Origin of the sequence: Cupriavidus sp. OTU4054 (genome assembly GCF_038440175.1) — a bacterium.
Taxonomy (GTDB): domain Bacteria; phylum Pseudomonadota; class Gammaproteobacteria; order Burkholderiales; family Burkholderiaceae; genus Cupriavidus; species Cupriavidus pauculus_D.
In genome coordinates this window covers 1-26,726 of the sequence record NZ_JASATF010000006.1, presented here as the reverse complement: position 1 = coordinate 26,726, position 26,726 = coordinate 1, and the positions used below count along the sequence as shown (strand labels likewise).

Genomic DNA, 26,726 nt, shown 5'->3' with positions numbered 1-26,726 from the left:
CGTGGCCGCGGCGGATCGCAACCTCGGCCGGCTGGCTGCCGCGTCGTTCCCCGCAGTGGCGGCGGTGGCGGGAGTGGAGGCGCGCGGGGCCGGCCTGTGGCTGGCCTCGGGATTGCTCGCGCTGTCCGGCGCGGGCGGGCTCGTCTATCAGGTGCTGTGGGTCAAGCAGCTGTCGCTCGTGGTCGGCGTGGAGATGGAGGCCGTGGCGATCGGGGTGAGCGCGTTTTTCGCCGGGCTGGCGCTCGGCGGGTGGGCTGGCGGGCGGATGGCCGACCGCCTGACCGATCCGGCGGGCAATCGCGGTGCCGGCGGCGCGGTATCGCCGTGGCGGCTTTACGCGATGCTGGAATGCGCGATTGCAGTGCTTGGCGTCGGGGCGACGCTCGGCCTCGCGCACGCGGCGGAGCCATTCGCCTGGGCCGAGGCACGGGTGGGGGCCATTGCATGGCTGCTGCCCGTTCTGCTGGTCGGCATACCGGCGACGGCCATGGGGGCGACGCTACCTGTGCTGATGCGCGCGCTGCGGTCATCGCAGGGCGAGATCGGCAGGCACGGGGGCAGGCTCTACGCGGCCAACACGGCGGGCGCGATCGCTGGCACACTGCTCGCCGCGTTCGCATGGATCCCGCTGCTCGGCGTAACGGGCAGCGCCTGCGCGGCGGCGGTGCTGAACGGGCTTGCGGCAGCGGGGGCGTTTGCCTATGGCAGACGTGCAGGTGCGGATGCAGATGCGGATGCCGTTGGCGATGCCGATGCCGATGCCGGTGCCGATGCCGATACACGGGCCAATACGCGGGCCGATACCCGGGCCGATACCCGGGCCGATACCCGGGCCGATACCCGGGCCGATACCCGGGCCGATACACGGGCCGATACCCGGGCCGATACCCGGGCCGATACACGGGCCAATACGCGGGCCGATACACGGGCCGATACACGGGCCGATACACGGGCCAATACCCGGGCCAATACGCGGGCCGATAAGCGGGCCGATAAGCGGGCCGATACACGGGCCGATACGCGGGCCGATACCGGGGGCGATGCGCGGGGCGATGCGCGGGGCGATGCGGCGGGCGATGCGCGGGGCGATGCGGGGGCCAATGCGGGGGCCAATGCGGCGGGCGATGCGTGGGCCGATGCGGGGGGCGATAGGTGGGCCCGTGCGCGCGTCGCGGCGCGGCGGCGCGCGCTGGCGCTCGTGCTCTACGCCCAGGCCGGCGGCATCGCCCTCGGCTACGAAGTCCTCTGGTCCCAGGCCATCGTGCAATTCCTCAGCACCCGCGCCTTCGCCTTCGCCGTCATGCTCGCCACCTATCTCGCCGGCCTCGCCATCGGCAGCGCCCTCGTCGCGCGCCGTGTCGACCGGACGCGGGACCCATGGGCAGCCTTCGCGCTGCTGATCGCCGGCGCGGGCCTCGCCGCGCTCATCGAATTCGCATGGCTCGGCGCATGGCTGCCCGCCGCGCAGTCCCTCGTGCAGCAGCGCATGCTGAGCGCAACCGGCAGCCTGCTCGCCGCAAGCTCCGCCAGCTTTGCCACCGCAGCGCTATGCGTGGTATTCCTCCCCACCTTGCTGCTCGGCGCGGCATTCCCATACGTACTGCGCCTCACCGTGGCGGCGCCCCGCCTCGGCACGGGCGTAGGCACCGTCATCGCGCTCAACACCCTCGGCGGCATCGCCGGCTCGTCGCTCGTCGGATTCGTCCTGCTGCCATGGCTCGGCGTCATCCGATCGCTCGGCGTACTGGCCCTCGCGAGCACCCTGATCGCCCTCGTGGCCATTCTCGGCTCGAGAAACGAAACCACCCGCACCCGCACCACGCGCCTCGCGGTGCCGATACTCGCGCTCGCGACCCTGACCATCGCCATCGCCACCCCAGCCGACCGCCTGGCAACGCTGCTCGCCCACACGCGCGGCGGCGCGCTCGTGTTCTACGAAGAGAGCCGCGGCGCCACCGTCGGCGTCATCGAGCAGGGCCGCAGCCAGCCATTCCGGCGGCTATACATCCAGGGCGTCTCCAACTCCGGCGACACCATGGCCTCGCTGCGCTATATGCGCCTGCAGGCCCTGCTGCCACTGATCGTCCAGCAACGCGAGCCAAAGTCCGCGCTGGTCATCGGACTCGGCACCGGCATCACCGCCGGCGCACTGCTGCAGTATCCGGGCCTCGACCATCGCGTGGCAGCCGAGTTGCTGCCCGCTGTCGTCCGCGCGGTACCGAGCTTCCGTGGCAACTACAACGCAGGCGCGGACCCACGCCTCGAGATCCGCCTGCGCGACGGCCGGCGCGAGCTCCGCCAAAGCGCGCAACACTATGACCTGATCACGCTCGAACCGCCGCCCCCGTCCGCCAGCGGCGTGGTCAACCTGTACTCGCGCGAGTTCTATCGCCTTGCGGCCGCACGGCTCGAAACCGGTGGCGTCGTCGCGCAGTGGCTGCCGCTGCCGACGCAGAACCGCGACGACACGCGCGCGCTGATCCGCAGTTTCCTCGACGTATTTCCGCACGCCACACTCTGGACCACCGAACTCCACGAGATGCTGCTGATCGGCTCCCTGCAACCGATGCCGCTCGACGCCACCGGCATCGCCGCACGCTTTGCGCAACCCGCGGTTGCCGCCGCGCTGCGCGAAGTCGGCGTGGCTTCGCCGGCCGCCTTGCTCGCCACGTACGTGATGGATCGCACGGCCCTCGACTGGTTCGCCGGCGACGCCGCCGCCGTGACCGACGATCGCCCGCGCATCGAGTACACGGGCTGGGTGCGGCGGCAGGAGTTTCCCGCCACGCTGCGCGAGCTGCTCGACCTGCAATCGGATCCGCCGCTCACCGGCGGCGACGACGCGCTCCATCGCGCGATCCAGCAGGAACGCCGCACGCTGCATACGTTCTACGCGGCAGGCCTCGACGCCTACCGCGGCGACCGCGAGCAATGGCTGCGCGATATCACGGCCGTCATGCGCGCGGACCCCGATAACCGCTATTACCGCTGGTTCACGGGTGGGCGCTCCGGAGGCGAGCGATGACCACGAACGCTTCGGCACGCGACGACATCCTCGCCCTGCAGGCACGCATGGGGGCATCGATCGTCGGGCAGTCGCGCATGATCGAACGGCTGCTGCTGGGGTTGCTGGCCGACGGCCATCTGCTCGTGGAAGGACTGCCCGGGCTCGCCAAGACGCGCGCGATCAAGAGCCTGGCAACGCATCTCGATGCGCGGCTCTCGCGTATCCAGTTCACGCCGGATCTGCTCCCGGCCGATATCACGGGCTCGGACGTCTATCTCTCGGAAGGCGGCAGAGGCGAATTTCGCTTTCAGCCTGGCCCGATCTTCGCCAATCTGATTCTCGCCGACGAGGTCAACCGCGCGCCCGCAAAGGTGCAGGCCGCACTGCTTGAGGCGATGGAGGAACGACAGGTCACCGTGGGCGGGCATACCCACAAGCTGGAACCGCTGTTCCTCGTCATGGCCACGCAGAACCCCATCGAACAGGAGGGCACCTACGCCTTGCCCGAGGCGCAGATGGATCGCTTTCTCATGCACGTGAGCGTCGGCTACCCGGATGCCGGTGCCGAGGCCGATATCATCCGGCTCGCGCGCGCGGAAGAGGCCGCCGCCAGATCCGGGGGGCAGGGGGAAGCCAACAGGCTGTCCCCGGCCGCGGTGTTCGCGGCACGCGAGGCGATACGGGACATCACCGTGAGCGCGCCCGTGGAGCGCTATATCGTCACGCTGGTGCAGGCCACGCGCGACGCGGGGCGCTTCGACGACGACCTCAGGCGCTGGATCCAGGTCGGCGTGAGCCCACGCGGATCGATCGGCCTCGACAAGGTGGCGCGTGCCATCGCATGGTTGCGCGCGCGTGATCACGTCACACCGGAAGACGTGCAGGCCGTGGTGCACGATGTCTTCCGTCATCGGCTGATCCTGTCGTACGAGGCGCATGCCAGCGGCGTGACGGCCGATGCGGCGATCGACCGGCTGCTGCAACGCGTGGCGGTTGCCTGAGCGCGCGATGCCCCGCGACACCGCCGCCCGCGCCCGAAGCCCGAAGACGGCGGCACCGGCCGTGTCAGGGTCACAAGCGGCGTCACACGCGGCGTCACAAGCGGGCGTCAATGTCGATGTGCCCGCGCTGGCCGCGCTCGAAGCCCATGTGCGCGACTTCCATTTCGGCACGCGGCAGCCCGTGCACAGCCTGCTTTCCGGCCGGCATGCGTCGCGCGTGCATGGGCGCGGCCTCGCCTTCGAGGAGCTACGGCTCTACGTCCCCGGCGACGACGTGCGCACGATGGACTGGCGCGTGACCGCGCGCACGGGCAAGCCGCATGTCCGCGTCTATGCGGAGGAGAAGGAGCGTCCGGTGCTGCTGGTCGTGGACCAGCGCATGAACATGTTCTTCGGCAGCCGCCGCGCGATGAAGTCGGTGAGTGCGGCCGAAGTGGCCGCGCTGGCCGCATGGCGCGTCCTGTCCGATGGAGACCGCGTGGGCGGCGTGGTGTTCGGCGACGTGGGACAGTCCGCGCAGCCGCCACAGCGCAGCCGCCATGGCGTGTTGCATCTGCTGGGAGAGATCGAGCGCTTCAACCGGGCGTTGCGCGCCGACGCCCCCGCGCAACGCAGCGCGCTCCGGCTCAACGCGGCGCTGGAGGCCACGCTGCGCATGGCGCATCACGATCATCTGGTCATCGTGATCAGCGACTTCGACGGCAGCGACAGCCATACGCGCCATCTGATGCTGGCGCTGCGCAGCCGCAACGATCTGCTGTCCGTGCTCGTCTACGATCCGTTCCTGCTGGAATTGCCCGATTCGGGCCATCTGGTGGTCACCAACGGCGAGCTGCAGGTGGAGCTCGGATTCGGCAGCGAAGCGCTGCGGCGCAATATCCGCCAGTTCGCGGACGATCACAGCGTCGCGCTCATGGACTGGCACAAGGCCATCGACGTGCCGCTGCTGCCCGTGTCCGCGGCCGAACCCACCGATACGCAGCTGCGCCGGCTGCTCGGCCGCGCCCGGGGCGCCTGAGGTCAGAATACGAGCGTCGCGGTGCCCATGAACGTCCGGGTACTGTCGATGCGGTTCTTGCTGGAAACGGTAGGCACCCAGCGAATGCCCAGCGACAGCATGCTTCTGGCGCCGACCTTCGTGTCGTAGGTCACGATTGGGCCCACGGCCCAGTCGCGCCCGACGAAGCCGTTCAGCCGGTCGGCGGTCGGGCCGCTGTCGTTGCCCAGCTGCTGGGTGGTGCCCACGATGATGCCGCCCGAGAAGCCCTTGCCGAAATGCTTGAGCAGCATGGTGTCGAGCGTGAACAGCGAGGCGTTGCGATAGTCGGTCGCGCTGTTGCGCGTGTAGAACTGCACGCCCGCCACGGCGTCGAATTCCAGTCCATACGCCGCGAAGATCTTCGTGTAAGCCACCTGCGGGACGAAGGTCCAGTTGTTGAGGCTCGGGTTGGCCAGCGCGTTCACGTCGTACTGGCCCGTCGGCGCCCAGATATTGAGGCTGACCGAGACGTGCTCGGTCTTAGAGAAGTGGTATCCGGCGATGATCGGTGCAAAGGTGATATCGAACAGGTTCGATGCGCGGTCCGACCGCGCGCCCTGTAACCGTCCCGCCGCGAAACTGGCGTTGACCTCGGTCCAGAGGTAGGGCAGCGTAAAGCTCGATGCGAAGTTCCAGGCGCCGGGGCCCGTATCCCACACCTTCATGAACGTCGCCAGCGTGAACGCGATCTCCGCGTTGATGCCGGCCGACGTCTCGCCCACGATCGGCACGGCCCGGCCGCTGCCGATCGAGCCATTCAGGTACACCTGCGCGACGTTTACCGCCATGATCGGCTCCGGCGACACGATGCCCGCATTGGGCACGACGCCGGTGCCCGTGACCGGCCGGCCCAGCGCGCCCTCGACGGCATGGCTCGCGGCGGGCACAAGCAAGGCCGCGCCCGACAGTCCCGCGGCAAGTATCGATCGCCTCATCTCGGCTCCTTCCGGTGTGTGGTGCCACCCTTGGGATTCTGGCTTGGCAGCGCCGCGGAAATCCACCGTTGCGACCTGTAGTTTTTGATGGGGCGAGTTAAGACAAGTCGGAGACCGAGGTCTCCAAAACCCGCATTGACATATGCAAGGACCCACATATATATTGGGTCAAAGATATTTACCAACGGTTAAATAAAGGGCCGTGGGTAACAAATACAACGATCCGAGGAGACAACATGGGCGATTCCACGTTCGGGGGCGGACGTCGTGCCGTTCTCAAGACCCTTGCCGCCGGTGGCGTGCTGGCGCTGGGGGAGTTTCCGCTGCTGGCGCGAGCGCAGGGCGCCGACAATATCCGCGTGGGTTTCCCGGTGCCGCTGACCGGGGCCTTCGCCGCCGAGGCGCAGGCCGTGGTCCGGGGCGCGGAAGTGGCGATCAAGGAGTTCAACGATGGGGGAGGACTGGGCGGCCGCAAGGCGGAATTGCTCGTGCGGGACGACAAGCTCAACCCGCAGGAGGCCGCGACCCGGACGATCGAGCTCATCGACAAGGATCGCGCCCACTTTATCGTCGGCTCGGTTTCGGCCGCCGTGCAGCTTTCGGTGAACAACATCACGAAGCAGCGCAAGGTCATCTACAACTCGATCAGCCAGTCCGATGCGATCAACGAAGCCAAGGACTGGAGCCGCTACACGTTCCACGAATGCCTCAACCCCCATATGACGGCGGGCGCGGTAGCCAGGTATGTCATTCCGCGGCTGGGCAAGCGTGTGGTGTTCCTGACCGCCGACTATGCCTATGGCCACGAGATGGTGCGTGGCTTCCAGACGGCGGGCAAGCCGCTGGGCATGGAGGTGCTCGCCGATATCCGGCACCCGCTCGGCACCACCGACTTCTCCAGCTATTTCCCGCGCATCCTGGCCCTCAAGCCGGACCTGCTCATCGTCTGCAACTTCGGCCGCGACCAGCAGATCGCGTTCCGGCAGGCCAACGACTTCGGCGTGAAGAAGCAGATGCGCATGGCGGCGCCGCTGCTGATGCACAACGGGCGCTTCGTCGATGGCCACAAATCGTACGAGGGCATCGTCGGCGCCACCGGGTACTACTGGGGGCTCGAATCCAGCCTGCCGTCGGCAAAGCGCTTCAACGACGCCTTCAAGGCAATGCACAAGGGCATGTATCCGACCGACTATGCCGGTCTGGGCTATGCGGGCGTGCGCAACGTGCTGGCCGCCGCGAAGAATGCCGGCACCACCGATACGGAGAAGGTGGTCGAGGCGCTGCGCGCGATCCGGGGCGATATCTACAAGGGCATGGAGTTCTACCGCGCGTGCGACCAGCAGGCCGTGCAGTCGGTGCTGATCGTCGAGTCGAAGGACAAGGCCGCCGCCGCGAACGATCAGGACATCTTCAAGGTGCTGCTCGTCGATAACCTCGACGAGAGCCGGCTCCGCACCTGCTCGGAACTGGGTTTCCAGGCCTGATTCGCCGCCGCCCGATGGAGTCCGGATGGAACTGTCCTTCAACCTCATTGCGCAGCAGCTCGTCACGGGACTGGCGCTCGGCTCGATCTATGTGCTGATCGGCGTCGGGCTCTCGCTAGTGTTCGGGCTGCTGACCGTCGTCAACTTCGCGCACGGCGCGTTCTTCATGGTCGGCGCCTACGTCGGGGTGCTGGTCTACGCCAGGACGGGCAGCTTCTGGCTCTGCATGCTGGTGGTGCCGCTGGCGACGGCCGCGCTGGGCATGCTCGCGGAGCGGTTCCTCATCCGGCCGCTCTATGGGCGCGGCATCGATTACCCGCTGCTGCTGACGTTCGGCCTGGCCTACGTGCTGATGGACCTCGTGCGCATGGGGTTCGGCGTGCAGGGGGAGCAGCTGGAGACGCCCGAGCTGCTGCAGGGCGCCGTCGATATCGGCATCGGCATGTTCCCGCTATACCGGTTGTTCCTGATCGGCGTGACCGCGCTGGTGCTGCTGGCGCTGTGGCTGCTGCTCGAGAGGACTCGGTTCGGGCTCATCGTGCGGGCGGGCGCGCGCGACGCGCTGGTCCTGCGCACGCTCGGCATCAATATGTCCACCGTATGGCTGGCGATCTTCGGGGCCGGCACGGCCATCGCGGGTCTGGCGGGACTGCTGGCCGCGCCGATGCGCGGCGCGTCGCCGGAAATGGGCGTGCCCGTGCTGGTGGAGGCATTCGTCATCACGGTCGTGGGCGGAATGGGATCGCTCGGCGGCGCCGTGGTGGCGGGCCTGATCGTGGGCGTGGTCGTCAGTTTCACGACGCTGTTCCAGCCCGAGTTCGCCGATTTCTCGATGTTCGCGCTCATGGCGATCATGCTGATCGTCAGGCCGAATGGCCTGTTCGGCCGGAAAGGATTGATGGTCTGACGATGGAAAAGATCACCTCGCAGTTTCCGGCCAAGGCAGGTGCGCCGCCGTCCGGTTCCATCGGACGGGTGCTGGTCCAGCGGATCGCGCGCGCCCCGGTCGTCTCGGCGCTGATCGTGCTGGCCGTGCTGCCCCTCGTGTTTCCGTTCTACTCGCTGGCCACGAACATCATTATCTTCGGGCTCTTTGCCGCCGGATACAACCTGACGTTCGGCTACACGGGCAAGCTGTCGTTCGGCCATGCCGCATTCTTCGGCAGCGGGTCCTACGGCTGCGGCATCCTCATTGCGCAGTACGGCGTCGCATGGCCGCTGGCCATCGCCTTCGGCATCCTGCTGGCCGGCGCGTTCGCGCTGGTCATCGGCCTGCTGGCCAGCCGCACGCGCGGCATCTACTTCGCCATGGTGACGCTGGCCCTCGCGCAATGCGTGTACTTCCTGTTCTTCCATGCGTCGTCGCTGACCGGCGGCGACAACGGTCTGCGCGGCGTGAACGTGGAGAAGCTCCGGCTTGGCTTCACCGAACTGAGTCTGCTCGATCCGCTGAACAAGTACTACTTCACGCTCGCCTTCGTCGCGGTAGGGCTCGCGCTGCTGGCAAGGCTGCTGCAGTCGCCGTTCGGCGCCATCCTCGAGGCGCTGCGCGAGAACGAGCATCGCGCCCGGGCCTGCGGCATCGACGTCGAACGCGTGCGGCTGCTGTCGCTGCTGATCTCCGGCCTGATCTGCGGACTGGCGGGGGCGCTGAATGCCATCAATCTGTCCACGGTGTCGATAGACAGCCTGTCGTATCACACGTCGGGCCAGGTCATGATGATCACGCTGCTGGGCGGCATGGGGACGTTCTTCGGGCCGTTCGTCGGTTCCGGCGTGTTCCTCGGCATCGAGCATATCGTCACGAGCTTCACGGAACGCTGGCAGCTGATCGTCGGCATTGTCTTCATCGTTCTGGTGCTCTTCTTCCCGAAGGGTATCTGGGGCACGGTGCTGGGATGGGTCAAGCGATGAGCGCCACGGCAATCCTCCAGACGCGCGGCGTCACCAAGCGCTTCGGCAACTTCGTCGCCAACGACGACATCACGGTCAGCCTCGAACCGGGCCGCCTGACCGCGATCATCGGACCGAACGGGGCGGGGAAGTCGACGTTCTTCAACATGATCTCGGGCGGACTGGCGCCGACGTCCGGAGAGATCGTCTTCAACGGCAAGAGCCTGATCGGGCTGCGCTCGCACGAGTTCGCGAAGGTCGGCATCTCCAAGTCGTTCCAGATTACCAACCTGTTTCCGGCACTATCCGTGCTGGAGAACGTGCGTGTCGCGGTGCAATGCCAGGACCGTACGTACGACCTGTGGACGCCGCGCAGCCGCCATACCGAATGGGTCGCGAAGGCGGAGGCGCTGCTGGAGCTCGTCGGCCTGCAGGACAAGCGCCATGCGGCGGCCGATAGCCTCGCGCATGGCGAGCAGCGCAGCCTCGAGATCGCGGTGGCGCTTGCGAGCGATCCGCGCCTGCTGCTGCTCGACGAACCAACCGCCGGCATGAGCCCGGAAGAGACGCGCGCGATCATGGATCTGATCCTGAAGCTGCTCGAGTCCCGCACGATCGGCCTCGTGGAACACAAGATGAAACTCGTCATGGGCGTCAGCGACAGCATCATCGTGCTGCATCAGGGCAGCCTGCTCGTACAGGGGCGGCCCGACGACATTCGGGCCAACGAGGACGTCCGGCGCGTCTATCTGGGCAAGGGGAATCACTGATGGCGACCGACCCGCTGCTTACCGTCAAGAACCTCCATGCGTGGTATGGCCGCAGCCATATCCTGCAAGGCGTCGATTTCCACGTGATGCCCGGCGAAGTCGTCGCGCTGATCGGCCGCAATGGCGCGGGCAAGACCACGTCGATGCGGAGCGTGATGGGCCTGATGCCGCGCATCGAGGGTTCGATCGTCTTCAACGGCACGGAATTGCGAGACGAGCCCGCTTATTGCCGCTTCCATCATGGACTTGCCTATGTCTTCGAGGAACGGCGGATCGTGCCGGGCCTGACCGTCCTGGAGAACATCGAGCTCGGCGTGCTGGCCGCGCGCGGGAGCCGGGCGGTGCGGCCGCAGGATGCCGTCGAGGAGATCGCGGAGACGTTTCCGCGGCTCAAGGAGCGCCTGAAGCAGGAAGCGACGACGATGTCCGGTGGCGAGCAGCAGATGCTTGCCATCGCGCGCGCCATGGCGGCGCGGCCCGCGATGATCATGCTCGACGAACCGAGCGAGGGCATCATGCCGAAGCTGGTCGATGAGATGTTCGAGTACTTCGAGGGGCTGAAGCGCAAGGGCACCACGATCCTGCTCGTCGAGCAGAGCGTGGAGCATGCGCTGGGCATCGCCGATCGCGCCTACATCATGGATCAGGGCGAAATCGTCCATGCGTCCTCGGCGCGCGCGCTGCGCGAGGACGAGGCCATGCAGCAGCGTTACTGCTCGGTCTGAGCATCCCGCGCCGTTTGATCAGATCGCACCGAGCGCGCGCAGGATCTTCTCCGGCGTGATCGGCTGCGACGTCACGCGCGCCCGGAACGGCAGCAACGCGTCGTTGATCGCATTCATCACGGCAGCCGGCGCGCCGGCCGTGCCGGCCTCGCCAGCGCCCTTGGCGCCCAGCTGCGACGTCCTGGTCGGCGTCTCGACGTGCGCCAGCACGATATCGGGCATTTCCGCGGCCATCGGCACGAGGTAGTCGGCCATGGAGCCATTGCACAGCGACCCATCCGCGTCATACTGGCACTCCTCGAACAGCGCGCCACCGATGCCCTGCACGATGGCGCCGCGCATCTGCTCGTCCACGAGCAGCGGGTTGAGCACGCGTCCGCAGTCCTCGACGGCCCAGTGCCCGAGCAGCCGGACGAACCCGGTTTCGACATCGACCTCCACGTACGAGGCCTGTACGCCGTTGGTGAACGCGAATGGATAGCCCGTCTGCGCATACGACCGCGTGGCCACAAGTTCCGGAAGTGGCCCGTGCGGCAGCGTATCGGGACGGAAATAGTAGATGCGGCAGGCCTCGGCCACATCGATCACGGGTGCGCGATCCTGCCGGTGAACGATCACGCCGTCGCTGATATCGAGATCGTGCGCGGGACAATCGCGGATGATGGCCGCGAGCGCCAGCAGGTTCTGACGCAGCGCGAGTCCGGCCTGCAGCACGGCCTCGCCCCCGATGCCGGCGCCACGCGACGCCCACGTGCCGCCGCCATAAGGCGTCACGTCGGTATCGCCCGTGACCACCCTGACGCGCGTCATCGGCACGCCGACGGCGTCCGCGGCAATCTGCGCGAAGACCGTTTCGGTGCCTTGCCCCTGTTCGCCGACGCCGACGAGGCAGGTGACGTTGCCACTGGCATCCAGCCGCAGCGTGGCGGTGTCCTGCGCCGAAATGCGCGCGCCACCCACGCCATAGAACGCCGCGCCCGGATTGGTCAGCTCGATCAGCACCGCGATGCCGATGCCGCGATAGATGCCCTGTTCGCGCAGGGCGGCCTGTTCCCTGCGCAGGGCGGGGTAGTCCATCAGCGTTTCGATGCGCGCCAGGCACTGGTCGTGCGACAGCCCCTCCAGCTTGATGCCCGACGCACCGCTGCGCGGAAAGCTGTCGTCGTGCATCACGTTGCGCCGCCGCATCTCGAGCGGATCGATGCCCAGCTGCTGCGCCGCGCGCTCGACGATGGCCTCGGTCACCGCGCAGGCGATCGGATGGCCCACGCCGCGATACTGGCTCGTGGGTGTCTTGTGCTGGAACAGCACGTCGAGCGTCGCGCGATAGTGCCGATGCGTATAGGGACCGCCGATCAGGTTGATGACCTGATTGCCCTCGATCGCGCTCGTACGCGGATACACCGAGTAGGGGCCGATGCCGGTCATGTCGCGCACATCGAAGCCGAGGATCTCGCCGTCGCGATTGACGGCCATGCGCGCATGCACGCGATGCTCGCGCGCATGCACGTCGGTGACGAACGACTCGAGCCGGTCCGCCACGAACTTGACGGGGCGGCGCAGCAGGATCGACAGCGCGACCGTCGCGAAATCGTCGGGGTAGGAGTGGACCTTGATGCCGAACGACCCGCCGACGTCCTTGCAGATGACGCGCACCGCGCTCTCGGGCAGCCCGAAGTGGCGCGCGTAGAGGTCCTGCATCATATGCGGGGCCTGATGGCCGCGATAGACGGTAAGCCGGCCGTCGGCGGGACTATAGTCCGCCAGCACGGCGCGCGTTTCCATCGTGACGCCCGTATGGCGGCCGAACGTATAGCTTTCCTCGATCACCAGATCTGCCGAGTCAAAGACGTCATCGACGCCGCCGGTATCGATCTCTCGATGGAAGCAGATGTTGTCGCCCAGCGCGGGATGGATCGGCGGCCCGGAAAGGCTGGCCTCCATGCTGGTAATGGCCGGCAGTTTCTCCCATTCGACGTGGACCTTCTGAAGAGCGTCCTCGGCCTGCTGGCGCGTCTCCGCTACGATCGCGAGCACGGGTTCGCCCTGCCAGAAGGTTTCGTCGATGGCCAGCGGGTATTGCGGCGCGGATTTCATGCCCGTCAGATGAGCGAGCGTGGCGACCCACGGTTTGCAGATGGCCGCGATCTGCACGCCGTCGATGATGGCCACGACACCCGGCATCGCGCGCGCCGCGTCGGCGTCCACGTGGACGATCCGCGCGTGGGCCATGGGGCTGCGCAGGTAGACGACGTGGGCCATGCGGGGCAGCACGACATCGTCGGTATAGACGCCGCGCCCTTCCAGATGGCGTCTGGCGTTCGGGCGCGCGACAGAGGCGCCGATATAGCGCTGCCGGATATCAACGCCATCGGCGACAGCATCGCGTTCGTTGCGGGAAAAGTCGTTCATGCCGGCGCCACCATGGAAGTCGCACTCTCCCCGGCGGCGTGTCGCCGCTGGTGCAAAACGTCGCAGATCGCATCGACGATCGACTGATACCCCGTGCATCGGCAATAGTTGCCGGACATATACTCGCGCACCTCGTCGCGCGTGGCATCGGGCTTTTCTTCGAGCAGCGCGGCGGCGGTCAGCAGCATGCCGGTCGTGCAGAAGCCGCACTGCAGCGCATTGCGCGCGTGGAACGCCTGCTGCAGCTCGCGGATGTCGCCGCGATCGCTGATGAAGTCGATCGTTTCCACTTCATGTCCGTGCGCCTGCGCGGCCAGCACGAGGCAGCCGCGTACGATCTCGCCGTCGAGGCGCACCGTGCAGGCGCCGCAGACGCCGTGCTCGCAGCCGACGCGCGCGGCGCGCACGCCGAGGTCGTCGCGCAGGAAATCGACCAGATGCATGCGTGCCTCGACGTGCCGCTCCTGCTCCTGCCCGTTGACGCAAACATTGATGCGGACCGGTTCGCTCATGGGGTGCTCCGTGTGGATGCGTGCCCGAGCAGGCGATGCGCCAGGCGGCGCATCAGCACGGACGCGAGATGCAGCTTGGCCTCGGGGGAGTGATAGAGATCGGCGACGGGCTTCAGCTCCTGTGCCAGCGCCTGCCGCGCGGCATCGAGCGCCCCATTGTCGAGCGGGCTGCCTTCGAGCGCGGCTTCCGCGCCGCGCGCGCGCATGGGGATATTGCCGGTGCCCAGGAAAACCAGCCGCATATCGTGCAGACGGTCATCCTCGACATGCGCGCTCGCGGCCAGCCCGACGATCGCGTAGTCGCCGTGGCGGCGCGTGAGTTCATCGAAGACATGCCGTCGCGGCCGCGCCGGCGTCGGGAACTCGCATGCGGTGATGATCTCGCCGGGGGCGAGGGCGGTCGTATAGAGATCGACAAAGAAGTCGGCCGCCGCAATCTTGCGTTCGCCTTGCGGGCCGATCACGACGATGCGGGCGTCGAGCGCGACCGCGCACGTGGGCCACTCCGCCGCGGGATCGGCAAAGGCGATGGACCCGCCGAGCGTGCCGCGATTGCGGATGGCGCGGTGCGCGACATGGGGCGCGGCCTGCGCGAGCAACGGCATATGGCGGCGGACCACCGGCGAGTCTTCGATCTCGCCATGGCGGGTCAGGGCGCCGATGCGGACGTAGCCGTTCTGCAGCGAGATACCGCTCAGTCCCGGGAGGTCGTTGATATCGACGAGCAGGCGCGGCTCGGAAAGCCGCATATTGAGCGTGGCCAGCAGCGTCTGGCCGCCGGCGAGGATCCTGGCGTCGTCGCCGTGCTGCGCGAGCAGCGACAGGACTTCGGGGACGGAGGACGCCCGGACGAAATCGAAGGGAGGCGCTTTCACGGTCGTTTGGGACGGTCAGGTCCGCCAGTGCATGATCGCGAACGTGAACGCGGCGCCGAACAGGAACCAGAACGCGCGTTGCAGTTCGCCGTAGAGGGCACCGGACCTGGCGCCGGGATTGGCGTCGGGATTGGCGCCGGACATGGCGCGCCCGGTGGAGACGACGCTGGAGCTCGCTGCGGGGGAGGGAGCGAACGTGGCGCTCCCGTTCGCCGCGGCGCCGTCATCGCGCAGCGCGATATCGAACGCCGTGAAAAACTCGTCGGCCATCTTCTTCGCCGACGAATCGATGAGCCGCCCGCCGATCTGCCCAAGCTTGCCGCCGACCGATGCCTCCACCGCGTAGCGAAGGCTCGTGTGCGCGCCGCTGTCGGTCAGCTCGACCGTGGAGCTTCCCTTGGCAAAGCCCGCCGCGCCGCCCGCGCCTTCGAACGTCAGCCGGCAGCGGCTGGGCGCGTCGATATCGGACATCAGGATCCTGCCGCCAAACCGCGCGCGCACCGGGCCGATCTTCAACTGCACGCGCGCCTGCGTCTCCGTATCGGAGATCTGGCTGACTTCCTCGCAGCCGGGAATGCAGCGCGAAAGAATCGTCGGATCGTTGAGCGCCGCCCATACCCGCTGGCGTGGCGCATGAATGATCTGTTCTCCGGCAAGCTCCATCCTGAGTCCTTGTCTCCGTACCGCTCGTTATTTTTTTCAGTATTTACCCACTGGTCAATAAAGTCAAGTTGCCGAAAATACCGGCATCGCACCGCATGGATCGCGCGGGCGGCAGGGCGCGCCAAGCAGTTATCATGACGGCCTATCCGCCATTCCCGTGCCCAAGGCCCAGCGACACCCGATGACCACCGACGACGAGAAGAAAGTGCGGCGCCGACTCAAGCCAGAGGAACGCGAACTCCAGATCCTGCAAGGCGCGGTAAAGTTTTTCTCGGAACGCGGACTGGAAGGTCAGACGCGCGATCTCGCCAAGGAAATCGGCGTCACGCATCCGCTGCTGTATCACTACTTCCCGACCAAGCAGGCGCTGATCGAGCGCGTCTACGAGATGGTCTACCTTGGCCGCTGGAACGCGGAGTGGGAGGCGCGCTTCGACGACAAGGGGCCGGGACTGCAGGAGAAACTCACGCAGTTCTACCTCGACTACGCGAAGGCGATCCTCACACCGGAGTGGGTACGCATCCTCGTGTTCTCGGGGCTCAGCGACGGCTATATCCCCGAGAAATACCTCGCGCTGCTGAAAGAGAAGCTGTTTCCGCGCATCGTGCGCGAGACGCGACGCCATCTGGGCCTGTCGCTGCGGGCCCGGCCCACCGAGCGCGAGAACGAGCTGATCTGGGGCATGCACGGGGGCATCTTCTATCTCGGTATTCGCTGCTGGGTCTATCGGCAGCCAGGACCCGAAGACTGGCAGCAGGTGATTCGCGATCGCGTGCGCGCCTATGTGGTGGCCGCCGAGGACCTGTTTGGCGAGTAGGGCAAGCCACCATCGTTTGCGCCTTATCGTGCACACGTAAAAGCGCGGCGGCTACAGTTCGTCCATGGAAAATAAACCTCAGTGCGGCAACAGAACAGGCGTACAGTGGACGAGGTTCTATAAAAGTGGGGGAATACATGGATAACTATCCAGCAACGCGCGCCAATGGCTTCGACATCTATCCGCTGGTGTACAAGTTCGACGCGCCCGCACGGGAATGGAACGAGCGCAAGCCTGACCGCACGTATAGCGCGTCGGTCGTGATCTGCCGCGAAGGCGAAACGCCGTCGGGCGCGAACGGTCGCGTGTTCAAGCTGCCGGAGCAGAACTGGGAAAGTCTTGGCGTGGCCAAGCGCGCGGCGGTGCAGCGCGGTCTCGATATCATCGGCGGGCTGGTGCCCGGCGAATCGATGTCAGGGGTTTGAGCGCGTGATCGAGCGGCCTGGTTATCGCGCCGCTTATCGTCTTGCCTGTTGAGCGAGAAACCGGTCCAGTTGTCCGGCGAACGCCTTGCCGTCCTGAGGCGAAAACGGGGGCGGGCCGCCAGTATCGATGCCCGAAGCCCGGAGCTGGTCCATGACATCGCGCATGGTCAGTCGCTCCTGGATGTTCTCGCGGCTGAACCACACGCCGCGCGGGTCGAGCACCTGCGCACCTTTCTCTAGCGCCGCCGCGGCCAGTGGAATATCGGCGGTGATCACGAGATCTCCGGTCTCCGCCATTTCGACGATGCGCTTGTCGGCCTCGTCGAAACCGGACGGCACCTGCAGCGCCTTGATGAATCGCGACGGCGGCGTGCGCAGGTACTGATTTGCCACGAGCGTGAGATTCACTTCGGCCCGCTGCGCGGCACGGTACAACATGTCCTTGACGACGACCGGGCAGGCGTCTGCGTCGACCAAAATCTGCATTGCGTGGGCTTTCAGGGTACGTGAGCCGCAACACTACCATGCGCGCACGTGCAGGCCGCCGTGAAAGTAAATCGGACACCTCGAGGTATAGGGCGTATGCTCGATGGCGAAAGGAGGCCAACATGTCTCAAAACAATGCCATCTACAAGGGCTTCCGGGTATCGGCAAGGGTGTCTCAGGCACCCGACGCGGGTGCCTCGGTGCAACCACGGTTCCTCGCAACCGTGACAATCACGCAAGTGAGCGAGGGCATGGGTTCCCGCCGGCAGTTGCCCGGCATGATCCAGCATACGGCCAGCGCCCCGCACGCGGCCATCGCACTGGCGCTGTCGTCGGCGCGAGAGGCGATCGACGGCATGTCCACCTTCGTCAAGGCGAAGTAGTCTTGCCGATCATGGGCTGGTTCTGCCGAGACTATCGGGGCATGTATATCCATGCGATGGCATTCGAATTGCCGGATGCCGGCATCGGCGACAGTGCGCCGGGACCGAAGTGGAACTACCGGATGGCCATCTGCTTCTCGGCGCATCGGGACGACCGCCTCTTTGGCGAAACCCTCGACGACGAAGAGGATTACTTCACCAGAGAGGCCGCGGAGCAAGCCGCCCTGTTTTACGGCCGCTCGGCCATCGACATTCTTCACGGATTGCGCTGACGCGCATGCTTGCCGTTCAACCCGCCGCCAGCACCTGCGCGAGCTGCCGCTCGAAGTCGGCAGGGTCGAAGTAGTCGCGCCACACGGTAATCTTTCCGCCTTCGACGGTCACGGTGCCCATGACAGGCAACGAGATCTCCTTGCCGTTTTCGTGCCGAAAGATATCGACGCGCTCGTTGAGCACGACATTGCCCGCGGCCGCGATATGGACGACCTTCCAGTCCACCTTGAAGGTCTTCCCGATGCCGAAATCCCCATGAAATTTCCGCACCTTCTCGCGCCCGACGAGATCGGGAAAGGGCACGTTGTCGTACAGCACATCCTCGGCCAGCATATCGAGCGCGTCGTCGATGCGATTGGCGGTCCAGTGGTCGAAGAACGCGGTGGCGACGAGAATGGGGTCGGTGGCCTGGCTCATGATCTTGCTCCTTGATGGGTGATGTTGGAGCAAAGCTTAGCGGGTGGATCAGGGCTTGATTAGCCAGGCTGGGCTTGGTGGATTTTCAATGAATCGTTGTAAGTAAATGGCTGCTTATCGGCGCTGCCGTAACGGCGCCAGCAGATGCCCGAGCCCGTTGTGATCGAGTTCGTGCATGAGCGCGAGCAGGCGGCCGATTTCTCCCGGCGGGAAGCCTTCCCGCGCAAACCAGTTCAGATAGTTGCCCGGCAGATCGGCGATCGGCGTTCCCTTGTACTTGCCGAACGGCATTTCACGGGAGACGAGCAGGAGCAGGGTATCGCTGTCGGGAAGCATGCGAATGGCGGATGTCAGGGGGCAGCCGATATGGCGGGACGCCCGATTCTACTTCGCCTGGCATCGGGTACCGCTTGTAAGACTCCGGTAAGCCTTGGGACTTAATGTGCGGCCATGGACCCAAAATCGCCCCCAGCCTCGTCCGTCGCTCAAGAATTGCCACTCCGGGCACGTGTGGCCGTCCTCGAAGCCGTGATGAAGGTCGCCGATCCCAGCGTCATCGCGCAACGCCTTGCCACCGTCCTCGAAGAAGCCATGCGAGACGTGGACGACTCCACGCCCCTCGAGCTTCGCCTGAAACTGGAAGACATGCGCATGGCGCTCCTGCAGGCCGGTACCTGAGCGCCAGTCCATCGTCGGCAATGTTTGCCGTGTCGATGTCGCCCGCTTCGCGCTGACATCTGCACAACATTGGTGATATATTACATATCACACTTCCGACGATGCATCGTTTCCGCCATGTTAGATCCCTCTCTGCTGGGCCGGATAACCTACACGCATGCCGAACCGACACAGGCCCCGCTACCGCCGGGCCGCCACCGGCTTGGCATTGCCAATGAACGCGATGCCGTCCTGTACGTGCCGGCGGCACTCGGCGAGGGACCGGTGCCGCTGCTAGTCATGTTCCATGGCGCCGGCGGCTTTCCGGAGAAGGTGCTGCCCTTTATCGAGCCGCACGCCGACGCGCACGGCTTTCTGGTGCTGGCCCCGCATTCGACCTTTCCCACCTGGGACATCGTCATCGGCGGCAACGGGCCCGACCTCGAGCGGCTGCGGCAGGCGCTGGCCGCCGTCTCTGCCCGCTATCGCATTCGGCAGGATCGGCTGGCCTTCGCCGGCTTCTCCGATGGCGCGAGCTACGCGCTTTCCATCGGCATCACCAATGGCGATATCGCCAGCCACGTGATCGCGTTCTCGGGCGGGTTCATGTCTATATTCATGCAGGAAGGCGCGCCAAAAGTCTTTATCGCGCACGGCCTGGCCGACGAGCAGCTGCCCATTCAGACCAGCGGGCGCACCCATGCCACCAAGCTGAAGGCTGCCGGCTACGACGTCGAGTATGTCGAATTCAACGGCCCGCATGCGATCCAGCCACCGATCGTCTCCGAGGCCATCCGCTTCTTCCTGGCGTAGCACGGAGTGCAACCCATGAATTTCGAGATTCCGCAGTCCCTGATCCACCCGCTGCTCGCGCTGATCGAAGCCGAGTCTCCGCTGGCCCGGCAGCTCAGGGAACACGGCCTCTGCCATGGCAGCATGTCGGTATCGGCGCGCCTGTTCGACGCGCAGTCGCTGAACTCGCTCTATGCGCTGAGCAAATCGCAGAACGAGCGCGCGCTGCTCTTTCAGATGCTGGCGCTGGACAACGTCCATAACGCGCCGCAGGCACGCACCATTCCCGGCCTGGAGATGCTGTCGGCCGGACTCGTCGCCTACCTGTCGCGCGATGTCATCGATGGCTGGCTGTATCAGCGCAGCCGCGATGGCGTGCTGCTGCCGTGGCTGGTCCAGCGCGTGCGGCACGTGGAGCCCGAGCAGGGCATGCCCTATGTCGCCATCGACCTGCTGGCGAACACGATGCTGTCCGCCAATTCGGAACTGACGGACCCCGCGCGGCGCAGGGCGGGCATGACGACGTCGATCATCGTCACGCGCGACGAGATCATCGACCGCACCATTCCGCAGCTTCTCGCCGATTTCGGCTTCTTCAAGGAGTGCGCGGAGTTTCGGCAGGAATACGAACGGCATGCCCAGCGCTTTGTGCGTTACCAGCGCAGCTTCGGCGCGCAGTACATCGCCACGGGGGCTGCGTTCACCGTCGAGGGCAAAGGCACCGCGGTGCTCGCGCGCCTGGGCGACGGCGTCGCGGCGCGCTGCATCAACGACGAGGAACGTCTCGAGCGCCGTTTCGAAGTGACACACGACGCCGAGTTCTGGCGCCGGTCCGGCGTGGCCACGGGCTTCGACAAGATGCCGCTCCATGGCTATGTGCACATGTTCCATCTGGAGTGGCACCGGAACATCTGGGTGCATGTGCAACACCTGACCGAATACCGGTATCGGCCCGAAATGCGCGACAAGCTGGTACTGCCGGACCAGCACCGCGACCTCATCGACATCCTGACGTCGCATATGGACGTGCTGGTGCAGGATTTCGTGCCGGGCAAATCGGGCGGCACGACGATCCTCTGCCAGGGTGCGCCCGGCCTGGGCAAGACGCTGACCGCGGAGGTCTACGCGGAAGTCGTCGGCAAGCCGCTCTACCGCGTGCATTCCGGACAGCTGGGAACCACCGCCGCCTCGGTCGGCGCAAGCCTGATGGAGATCCTGCGCCGGGCCATGCGCTGGAACGCGGTGCTGTTGCTCGACGAGGCCGACGTCTACATTCGCCGCCGCGGCAACGACCTCGAGCACAACGCGATCGTCGCGGAGTTCCTGCGCACGCTGGAGTATTTCAGCGGGCTGCTGTTCATGACGACCAACCGGACCGGCGACGTCGATGACGCCATCCTGTCGCGGTGCATCGCCACCATCCAGTACGAGACACCGGGCAGGGAGGATGCGGCGCGGCTGTGGCGCCTGCAGGCCGAGCAGTACGGCGCGGCGCTGGGGGACGAACTCGTGGACGTATTGACCGCCACCTACCCGAAAGCGAGCGGACGCGATATCAAGGAACTGATGAAACTCGCCACCCGCTATGGCAAGGCGAAGCAGATGGCGTTGTCCGAAGACGTGTTCAGGCTGTGCGCGCAGTTTCGCGCGATCGACTCAATGGGATGATGCCCCGGCCTGCATCAGGGCGCCGACATGCGCCACGGTGCTCGTGGCCAATGCATCGAGGCTGTAGCCGCCCTCCAGAATCGACACGATGCGGCCGTCGCAGGTGTCGTCGGCAATCCGCATCAGTTCGCGAGTGATCCACCCGAAGTCGTCGTCCTCGAGGTTCATGCCCGCGAGGGGATCCATGCGGTGCGCATCGAAGCCCGCGGAGACAATGAGCAGATCGGGCGCGAAGGCGCTGAGCGCGGGAAGCAGCAGCGTGGAGATCGCGGCACGGAACTGCGCCGAGTCGCAGCCACGCGGCAAGGGAACATTGACGATATTGTGGTCCACGCCGGTCTCGGAGCGCGCACCCGTACCGGGATAGAACGGCGACTGGTGACTGGACGCGTAGAACAGTTCAGGGCGGTTGTAGAAGGCCGCCTGCGTGCCATTGCCGTGATGCACGTCGAAATCGACCACGGCCACGCGCGCGAGCCTGCGCACCTCGTACGCGTAGGCGGCCGCGATGGCCGCCTGATTGAAAATGCAGAAGCCCATCGCCTTGGCCGGTTCGGCGTGATGACCGCACGGCCGCGTCGCGCAGAACACGTTGCGCGCCTGCCCGTCCATGACCGCATCGACCCCCGCACAGGCCGCGCCGACGCAGCGCATGACGGCCTCCCACGAGCCCGGCGACATCAGCGTATCGCCAGCGTCCAGCGGCACATAGCCACGGGATGGGGCGCTTTGCGCGATGTCGTCGATGTAGTCCGATTCGTGGATCAACTGCAACTGCTCGACGGTGCCCATCGGCGCATCGCGCCATTCCAGCGCCGCGAATTCCGGTGTCTGCAACGCCCCCACGACGGCCTTCAGCCGCTCGGGCGATTCCGGGTGATGAGGGCCGGGCTGATGCGCGAGACAGGCGGCATGGGTATAGACGATCGTCGTGGTCATGGTCAGCTGCGCGCGGGTTTGCACCGGCGCCCCCCGTTGGTGGTTCGACTAGGTATGTAATATATCAGCAGTTTTGCGCTTGTTGGGGGTTCGTTGCGCGACGATTTTTGCCGTTAAGTCGCATCGGATGAGGAAATTGAACAGAGAAATTCATGAAACGCGCGCATTGTCTGATTGCCCTATGTTTCGCGGTCGCACTCCCTGCCATGCCGGAGCCTGCCCAGGCCCACATCGCGATTGACGATATCAAGCGGTTGGAGAAATCCGGCCAGTATCTGGAGGCGGCAAAACTGTGGTCGTCGCTGGCAATCGATAGCGAGGCCCTTGCCAGCGGCGCGGAGTTCGCGGCAAGCCATTGGGTTGATGCAGCGAATAACTTCGAGAAGGCGGGCGAAACCGACGCGCAGCGTCTGGCGGTGGAGCGAGCCTACGCAAAACTGCCAGGTATCGACGCGTCGCAGCGTTACCGGATACAGGCCGCTCTGGCCGGGTTCTATGTCTCTCGCAATCCGGACAAGGCGCGAGAACTGTCGCGTGCATTGCTCGACGACGGGCGCAGCCTGGGCTTCGATGCCTGGGGATACGGTCTGGCATGCCTCACGACAGCAGTGGCCATAGAGAACACGCAGGACAAGGCGCTGACGACCGCGCTCTACGTGCGGGGATTCGACTCGGCAGCGGCGGATCTCGATAGCCGTATGGGCTGGTTGAGCGCTGCCTATGAACAGGGTATCCGCTTCGCCCAGACGTCGCAGAATGCTTCACTGGAAGCGCTCATTCGGCACCGGCTGGAAGCAAATCGCGCGGCGTGGGCGAGCGCAGCAGGAACGCCGGCAGGAGATGACGGCTACGTATTGCGGGCGGCGCGCGCATATCGGGCGAGGGCGATTGTCTACCGAGAGAACAATGCACCGGACCTGGCCACATTCGCGGCGTCGCAGGCCGACTCGCTGACTTCTCGCTGATCGCCGGCGACCGCCGCTTCCACGATGGTCGTTTCGTTTCCCGTCAGCCGTGCCGGAACACGATTCCCACGATGCCGTGCGCAGACGACCTTGACGCTCCCGGTACGCACGACCACCATGGTGCAACGGCAAGACGGCTGATTAGGGGGGCGGTATGACTGAGCGCGACACGGTCTTTTCGGGGTCGATCCCGAAGTTCTACGACACGCTGCTGGTCCCGCTGATCTTCGAGGCCTATGCCGCCGATCTGGCCGAGCTGGTCGCGGCTTCCTCGCCCGGTTCGGTGCTCGAGACGGCGGCCGGTAGTGGCGTGGTCACGCGGGCGCTTGCGCCGAAGCTCGACGCTGGCGCGCGCTATATGGTCACCGATCTCAATGCGCCGATGCTCAACTACGCCGCGACACGGCAGGGTGCGGATAGCCGTATCGAATGGCGGCAGGCGGATGCGCTCCACCTGCCGTTCGACGATGGCACGTTCGATGCCGTCTGCTGCCAGTTCGGCGCCATGTTCTTTCCCGACCGGTGCGCCGGCTACACCGAAGCGCGTCGCGTGCTGAAGCCTCGCGGGCGCTTTATCTTCAACGTGTGGGACCGCATCGAGGAGAACGTCTTTGCCGACGTCGTCACCCAAGCCGTCGCCACGGTGTTTCCCCATGATCCGCCAGCATTCCTCGCCCGCACGCCACACGGCTATCACGATATCGCGCGGATCCGGGACGAGCTGCACCGTGCAGGGTTCCGCGATATCGAGATCCAGGCGCACGAGAAGATGAGCCACGCAGACTCGGCCCGCGACGTCGCCACGGCCTATTGCCTTGGCACGCCCCTGCGCAACGATATCGAGGCGCGCGATGCGGGCTTGCTCGACCTTGCGATCGACCGGGCGACGAAGGCGATTGCCGATCGGTATGGTGAAGGGCCGGTGGCAGGGAAGATTCAGGCGCTGGTGATCGTGGCTGGTGGATAGTGACTGTAGGCGGCACCGGTTTGTCGCTCACGACATAACGCAAGACTATCGCGTCGGCTGCCCGTTTCCAGTAGCAGCCAACGCAATCAGGAACGTGCCGCGCCGACCTAGGCTGTTTTCAGAGTGCCAGACTGAAATCGGAAAGCGTTGCAACGGTGTTCGTGAGGCCTTGCTGGAGAAGCGTGGCAAGGTAGTCGTCCCGACTCTTCGGTGGGTTCTTCAGCGATGCGCGATGTTCCGCAACGGCTGCCAGGACCTTGCCCATGTGCAGGTCCCACAAGTCCATGATGAAGTCGTCAGGATGCAGCGCTTCCATGTTGAACTTCGCGAGCGCGGCCTTGGGAAAGTCCTTCAGGTTGAAGGTAACGATCGCCCCGGCGCCGGCATGGATGGCAGCAGCCACAACGTGCCGATCATCCGGATCGGGCAACGTGATCGATTCAATGTAGTGCTCGTAGCCGACGACGAGCGAATCTCGAACCTTGTCGTTCATCAGGTCGCGCGTGCGTTGCAACTTGTCCACGCCCAGGTCAGGACGCCGCGCGATGACGTTGCGTGTCCACTCGTCATGAATCCGATCGGTCCACTTGGCACGATACAGATCCGTCAGAGCGAGCCGCATGAGCAGATCGCGAAGCGGGGCGGGAAACAGGACGCACGCATCGTAGATGACGGCAAAGTTAGACGCCATGCTCAATATCCCATGTCGAGGTCTTGCGCCTGCGCCGCGAGTTCATCGAGCGCCTTGCGTCGCTCGCCGTCGATCCGTTCCTTGTATGCCACCACGTCCTTATAGAGGACGCGTCGATGCGTGTTGACCTTGCGAAACGGAATCTCGTTCTTCTCGAGCAATTGCACGAGGTATGGGCGCGAGACGTTCAAGAGATCCGCCGCCTCCTGTGTTGTGAGTTCCGCGTGAATGGGAATGATCGACACGGCGTTGCCATTTCCAATCTCTGCGAGCACATCGACCAGAAGCTTCAGTGCCGTGGTGGGCAGGGTGACCTGCTGCACCTCGCCGCGGGCGTTTCTGAAGTCGAACTGTTGCGTCTCTGCCTTGCTGTCCAGAACGACGGCCAGATTGCGCGATGACTCGCGCGCGATAGCGCTCTCGGCTGCCGACGGCAGCGATGCATGAAAAAGGGTATGCGGCATCGTGGGGCTCCAATGCTTACGATATGGACCCCAACATGGTAATTCGAAATAAACGAAATCGCAATAACCGAAACGACGTCGCCGTAAAGGAATGGGGCGGGCGTCGCGGCGCGATAGTCAGACATCGCCTGCGGCGTGTTCCTCTTTGGCCAGCATCATGTGCTGGCTTTCTGTCGTGATGACCCCGATGACCCGGGCCAGCTGTCTGCTCACCGTGATGTACGCATGTCCGATCCGGCTGTCGAAGTAGAGGGAGTCTCCGCGTCCGAGATGAACCTTGTCGCCGTGCTCGAAGTGCACTTCGATTTCCCCGGACAGCACGTACACGAACTCCACGCCAGCATGTCTTGCGAAGTCCTTCGGGCCCTTCACCGACCGTGCGTGAATGGTGCCGAGTACCGGATTGATGGGCTTGCCGGTGGCGGCCGTCGCAAGGAACTCATAGGTGAACGACTGCCCGCGGTAGCGGACGCCCTCGCCAGCGCGGGTCACCACCGGACCCTCATGGTCGGCGGGCAGCGCGTAATCGTCGGAGAACAGCGTGCCGATGTCGAGCTGCAACGCCTGCGCCAATGCGGCGACGTTCTCGTAGCCCAGCGCCAGCTGGCCGCGTTCGGCGCGGGAGATGGTCGTGATGGACACGTTTGCGCGTTCTGCCACCTGCACCAGTGTCCATCCAAGCTGCTTGCGGGCGGTGCGCAGGCGCTTGCCTAGCGTCGCCGGATCCAGGAGATCTGCCGCTGCTCCCCGGCGCGTGGCCTTCCTGTTCATGATCGCCGTTCCAGAAATTTGCGTAAACGCAAAAAATACATATACTTTCCACCCAGCGCAAGCCATGACTGGATGGACCGATGCATATCGTCGTTGTGGGAGCCGGCATCGCCGGTGTCGTCACCGCCCTGACCCTCGCCCGTGAGGGCGCCACCGTGGACATCGTCGATGCCGCGCCGACGGCAGCCGCCGGTGCGAGCTTCGCGAACGCCGGGCTCGTGTCCCCGGGCCACTGCTTCAGCTGGGCCGAGCCCGGCGTCGCCGGCGCCGCGCTGAAATCCCTGCTGGGCCTCGGAGAGGGCATCAGCATCTGCCCGCCATGGACGCCGTCCATGCTGCGCTGGGCGACGCTTTTCGTACGCGAAGGCACGCGCGACCGCTGGATGGCCAACTCGCAGGCAGCACTGGACCTGGCCGCCTACTCCCGCAATCTGCTGTTCGGCGAAGGCGTCGTGCCATGCGAGGCCTATGGTGGGCGACAGGCCGGCATCCTCTACCTGTATGGCGAGAACGACCAGCCCGGCCCCTATGACGAGGCACTACTGAAGTCTGCCGGAGAACCCTTCGAGCGTCTGGACCGCGCCCAGCTACTCGCCTGCGAACCGCTGCTGGCCGACGCTTCGGTGAAGTTCGCACGAGGCGTGTTTTGCCCGAACGACGGTACCGGTGACGCCCCCCGCATCACGGGCGCGGCC

General features: G+C 65.6%; 30 protein-coding genes. 18 read left to right on the top strand and 12 right to left on the bottom strand.

Annotated features, from left to right (window positions below):
* The first annotated feature begins 1 nt into the window (after position 1).
* From AAHB16_RS09425 to AAHB16_RS09415, 3 genes are read left to right on the top strand one after another with little or no spacing between them, the layout of a single operon-like run.
* A complete protein-coding gene (locus AAHB16_RS09425) occupies positions 2 to 3,025 on the top strand; it encodes a fused MFS/spermidine synthase (RefSeq protein WP_446718077.1) in 3,024 nt (1,007 codons plus the stop codon).
* Entirely contained in the window at positions 3,022 to 4,008 is a 987-nt protein-coding gene (locus AAHB16_RS09420; RefSeq protein WP_150374855.1) for an AAA family ATPase, read from the top strand. Before AAHB16_RS09425 ends, AAHB16_RS09420 begins: the two co-directional genes overlap by 4 nt.
* 7 nt (positions 4,009 to 4,015) lie before the next feature.
* Positions 4,016 to 5,026, top strand: coding sequence for a DUF58 domain-containing protein (locus AAHB16_RS09415; protein ID WP_342050698.1), 1,011 nt, complete (start codon positions 4,016 to 4,018; stop codon positions 5,024 to 5,026).
* A gap of 2 nt (positions 5,027 to 5,028) precedes the next feature.
* On the opposite strand, the gene AAHB16_RS09410 is transcribed toward AAHB16_RS09415, so the two are convergent.
* On the bottom strand, positions 5,029 to 5,982 hold the full coding sequence (locus tag AAHB16_RS09410; RefSeq protein WP_342050697.1) for a SphA family protein: 954 nt from the start codon (positions 5,980 to 5,982) through the stop codon (positions 5,029 to 5,031).
* Between the two features lie 236 nt (positions 5,983 to 6,218).
* Between AAHB16_RS09410 and AAHB16_RS09405 the strand changes: the two genes are divergently transcribed.
* Genes AAHB16_RS09405 through AAHB16_RS09385 form a run of 5 tightly spaced genes read left to right on the top strand, consistent with a single transcriptional unit; the run spans position 6,219 to position 10,854 of the window.
* Positions 6,219 to 7,466 carry an ABC transporter substrate-binding protein gene (locus AAHB16_RS09405; protein WP_150374852.1) on the top strand — a complete coding sequence of 416 codons (1,248 nt, stop codon included), beginning with the start codon at positions 6,219 to 6,221 and terminating at the stop codon, positions 7,464 to 7,466.
* A 25-nt stretch (positions 7,467 to 7,491) separates the two neighbouring features.
* Complete coding sequence (locus tag AAHB16_RS09400; protein ID WP_342050696.1) at positions 7,492 to 8,373, top strand: branched-chain amino acid ABC transporter permease; 882 nt, start codon at positions 7,492 to 7,494, stop codon at positions 8,371 to 8,373.
* A 2-nt stretch (positions 8,374 to 8,375) separates the two neighbouring features.
* Entirely contained in the window at positions 8,376 to 9,380 is a 1,005-nt protein-coding gene (locus AAHB16_RS09395) for a branched-chain amino acid ABC transporter permease (protein WP_150374850.1), read from the top strand.
* Positions 9,377 to 10,129 (top strand): ABC transporter ATP-binding protein, encoded by a 753-nt coding sequence (locus tag AAHB16_RS09390; protein WP_150374849.1) that lies wholly within the window; start codon positions 9,377 to 9,379, stop codon positions 10,127 to 10,129. Before AAHB16_RS09395 ends, AAHB16_RS09390 begins: the two co-directional genes overlap by 4 nt.
* On the top strand, positions 10,129 to 10,854 hold the full coding sequence (locus tag AAHB16_RS09385) for an ABC transporter ATP-binding protein (RefSeq protein ID WP_342050695.1): 726 nt from the start codon (positions 10,129 to 10,131) through the stop codon (positions 10,852 to 10,854). The genes AAHB16_RS09390 and AAHB16_RS09385 overlap by 1 nt, the downstream gene beginning before the upstream one ends.
* Positions 10,855 to 10,872: 18 nt before the next feature.
* Here the strand turns inward: AAHB16_RS09385 and AAHB16_RS09380 are convergent, their stop codons facing one another.
* The 4 genes from AAHB16_RS09380 to AAHB16_RS09365 are packed head-to-tail and all read right to left on the bottom strand — an operon-like array spanning position 10,873 to position 15,316.
* Complete coding sequence (locus AAHB16_RS09380; RefSeq protein WP_342050694.1) at positions 10,873 to 13,266, bottom strand: xanthine dehydrogenase family protein molybdopterin-binding subunit; 2,394 nt, start codon at positions 13,264 to 13,266, stop codon at positions 10,873 to 10,875.
* Complete coding sequence (locus AAHB16_RS09375; protein ID WP_342050693.1) at positions 13,263 to 13,778, bottom strand: (2Fe-2S)-binding protein; 516 nt, start codon at positions 13,776 to 13,778, stop codon at positions 13,263 to 13,265. The genes AAHB16_RS09380 and AAHB16_RS09375 overlap by 4 nt, the downstream gene beginning before the upstream one ends.
* Positions 13,775 to 14,653: an FAD binding domain-containing protein gene (locus tag AAHB16_RS09370; RefSeq protein WP_342050692.1), complete on the bottom strand. Its 879-nt coding sequence runs from the start codon at positions 14,651 to 14,653 to the stop codon at positions 13,775 to 13,777. The genes AAHB16_RS09375 and AAHB16_RS09370 overlap by 4 nt, the downstream gene beginning before the upstream one ends.
* A 15-nt stretch (positions 14,654 to 14,668) precedes the next feature.
* A complete protein-coding gene (locus AAHB16_RS09365; RefSeq protein ID WP_342050691.1) occupies positions 14,669 to 15,316 on the bottom strand; it encodes a CoxG family protein in 648 nt (215 codons plus the stop codon).
* 181 nt (positions 15,317 to 15,497) lie between these two features.
* Between AAHB16_RS09365 and AAHB16_RS09360 the strand changes: the two genes are divergently transcribed.
* Together AAHB16_RS09360 and AAHB16_RS09355 are read left to right on the top strand one after the other, a co-directional pair.
* Entirely contained in the window at positions 15,498 to 16,133 is a 636-nt protein-coding gene (locus tag AAHB16_RS09360) for a TetR/AcrR family transcriptional regulator (protein ID WP_150374843.1), read from the top strand.
* A gap of 137 nt (positions 16,134 to 16,270) precedes the next feature.
* Positions 16,271 to 16,558, top strand: coding sequence for a hypothetical protein (locus AAHB16_RS09355; protein WP_150374842.1), 288 nt, complete (start codon positions 16,271 to 16,273; stop codon positions 16,556 to 16,558).
* 33 nt (positions 16,559 to 16,591) lie between these two features.
* On the opposite strand, the gene AAHB16_RS09350 is transcribed toward AAHB16_RS09355, so the two are convergent.
* Positions 16,592 to 17,044: a YaiI/YqxD family protein gene (locus AAHB16_RS09350; protein WP_150374841.1), complete on the bottom strand. Its 453-nt coding sequence runs from the start codon at positions 17,042 to 17,044 to the stop codon at positions 16,592 to 16,594.
* A 122-nt stretch (positions 17,045 to 17,166) separates the two neighbouring features.
* Between AAHB16_RS09350 and AAHB16_RS09345 the strand changes: the two genes are divergently transcribed.
* Together AAHB16_RS09345 and AAHB16_RS09340 are read left to right on the top strand one after the other, a co-directional pair.
* Entirely contained in the window at positions 17,167 to 17,427 is a 261-nt protein-coding gene (locus AAHB16_RS09345; RefSeq protein WP_150374840.1) for a GTP cyclohydrolase, read from the top strand.
* Between the two features lie 11 nt (positions 17,428 to 17,438).
* Complete coding sequence (locus tag AAHB16_RS09340) at positions 17,439 to 17,699, top strand: hypothetical protein (RefSeq protein WP_223851853.1); 261 nt, start codon at positions 17,439 to 17,441, stop codon at positions 17,697 to 17,699.
* Positions 17,700 to 17,715: 16 nt separating this feature from the next.
* Here AAHB16_RS09340 and AAHB16_RS09335 read toward each other — a convergent pair whose 3' ends face one another.
* Entirely contained in the window at positions 17,716 to 18,117 is a 402-nt protein-coding gene (locus AAHB16_RS09335; RefSeq protein WP_342050690.1) for a limonene-1,2-epoxide hydrolase family protein, read from the bottom strand.
* A 114-nt stretch (positions 18,118 to 18,231) separates the two neighbouring features.
* Entirely contained in the window at positions 18,232 to 18,453 is a 222-nt protein-coding gene (locus AAHB16_RS09330; protein ID WP_150374838.1) for a DUF3820 family protein, read from the bottom strand.
* Between the two features lie 174 nt (positions 18,454 to 18,627).
* On the opposite strand from AAHB16_RS09330, the gene AAHB16_RS09325 reads away from it, so the two are divergent.
* The 3 genes from AAHB16_RS09325 to AAHB16_RS09315 all read left to right on the top strand — a co-directional run bounded on the left by AAHB16_RS09325 (position 18,628) and on the right by AAHB16_RS09315 (position 21,234).
* Positions 18,628 to 18,795, top strand: a complete 168-nt coding sequence (locus tag AAHB16_RS09325; protein ID WP_191002376.1) for a hypothetical protein — start codon at positions 18,628 to 18,630, stop codon at positions 18,793 to 18,795.
* Positions 18,796 to 18,912: 117 nt separating this feature from the next.
* A complete protein-coding gene (locus tag AAHB16_RS09320) occupies positions 18,913 to 19,587 on the top strand; it encodes an alpha/beta hydrolase (protein ID WP_150374837.1) in 675 nt (224 codons plus the stop codon).
* A gap of 15 nt (positions 19,588 to 19,602) precedes the next feature.
* On the top strand, positions 19,603 to 21,234 hold the full coding sequence (locus tag AAHB16_RS09315; RefSeq protein ID WP_150374836.1) for an ATP-binding protein: 1,632 nt from the start codon (positions 19,603 to 19,605) through the stop codon (positions 21,232 to 21,234).
* Here AAHB16_RS09315 and AAHB16_RS09310 read toward each other — a convergent pair.
* A complete protein-coding gene (locus AAHB16_RS09310) occupies positions 21,223 to 22,173 on the bottom strand; it encodes a histone deacetylase family protein (RefSeq protein WP_342050689.1) in 951 nt (316 codons plus the stop codon). The genes AAHB16_RS09315 and AAHB16_RS09310 overlap by 12 nt on opposite strands.
* A gap of 152 nt (positions 22,174 to 22,325) precedes the next feature.
* Between AAHB16_RS09310 and AAHB16_RS09305 the strand changes: the two genes are divergently transcribed.
* Together AAHB16_RS09305 and AAHB16_RS09300 are read left to right on the top strand one after the other, a co-directional pair.
* Entirely contained in the window at positions 22,326 to 23,138 is an 813-nt protein-coding gene (locus AAHB16_RS09305; RefSeq protein WP_150374834.1) for a hypothetical protein, read from the top strand.
* 154 nt (positions 23,139 to 23,292) lie between these two features.
* Complete coding sequence (locus tag AAHB16_RS09300) at positions 23,293 to 24,105, top strand: class I SAM-dependent methyltransferase (RefSeq protein WP_150374833.1); 813 nt, start codon at positions 23,293 to 23,295, stop codon at positions 24,103 to 24,105.
* Positions 24,106 to 24,223: 118 nt separating this feature from the next.
* Here the strand turns inward: AAHB16_RS09300 and AAHB16_RS09295 are convergent, their stop codons facing one another.
* The 3 genes from AAHB16_RS09295 to AAHB16_RS09285 all read right to left on the bottom strand — a co-directional run bounded on the left by AAHB16_RS09295 (position 24,224) and on the right by AAHB16_RS09285 (position 26,031).
* Positions 24,224 to 24,796: a PIN domain-containing protein gene (locus tag AAHB16_RS09295; protein WP_342050688.1), complete on the bottom strand. Its 573-nt coding sequence runs from the start codon at positions 24,794 to 24,796 to the stop codon at positions 24,224 to 24,226.
* Between the two features lie 2 nt (positions 24,797 to 24,798).
* Positions 24,799 to 25,260 (bottom strand): helix-turn-helix domain-containing protein, encoded by a 462-nt coding sequence (locus tag AAHB16_RS09290; protein WP_342050687.1) that lies wholly within the window; start codon positions 25,258 to 25,260, stop codon positions 24,799 to 24,801.
* A 117-nt stretch (positions 25,261 to 25,377) separates the two neighbouring features.
* Positions 25,378 to 26,031 carry a helix-turn-helix domain-containing protein gene (locus tag AAHB16_RS09285; protein ID WP_342050686.1) on the bottom strand — a complete coding sequence of 218 codons (654 nt, stop codon included), beginning with the start codon at positions 26,029 to 26,031 and terminating at the stop codon, positions 25,378 to 25,380.
* 80 nt (positions 26,032 to 26,111) lie between these two features.
* On the opposite strand from AAHB16_RS09285, the gene AAHB16_RS09280 reads away from it, so the two are divergent.
* Positions 26,112 to 26,726: FAD-dependent oxidoreductase (locus tag AAHB16_RS09280; protein WP_342050685.1), on the top strand; the 615-nt coding region annotated here is incomplete at its 3' end.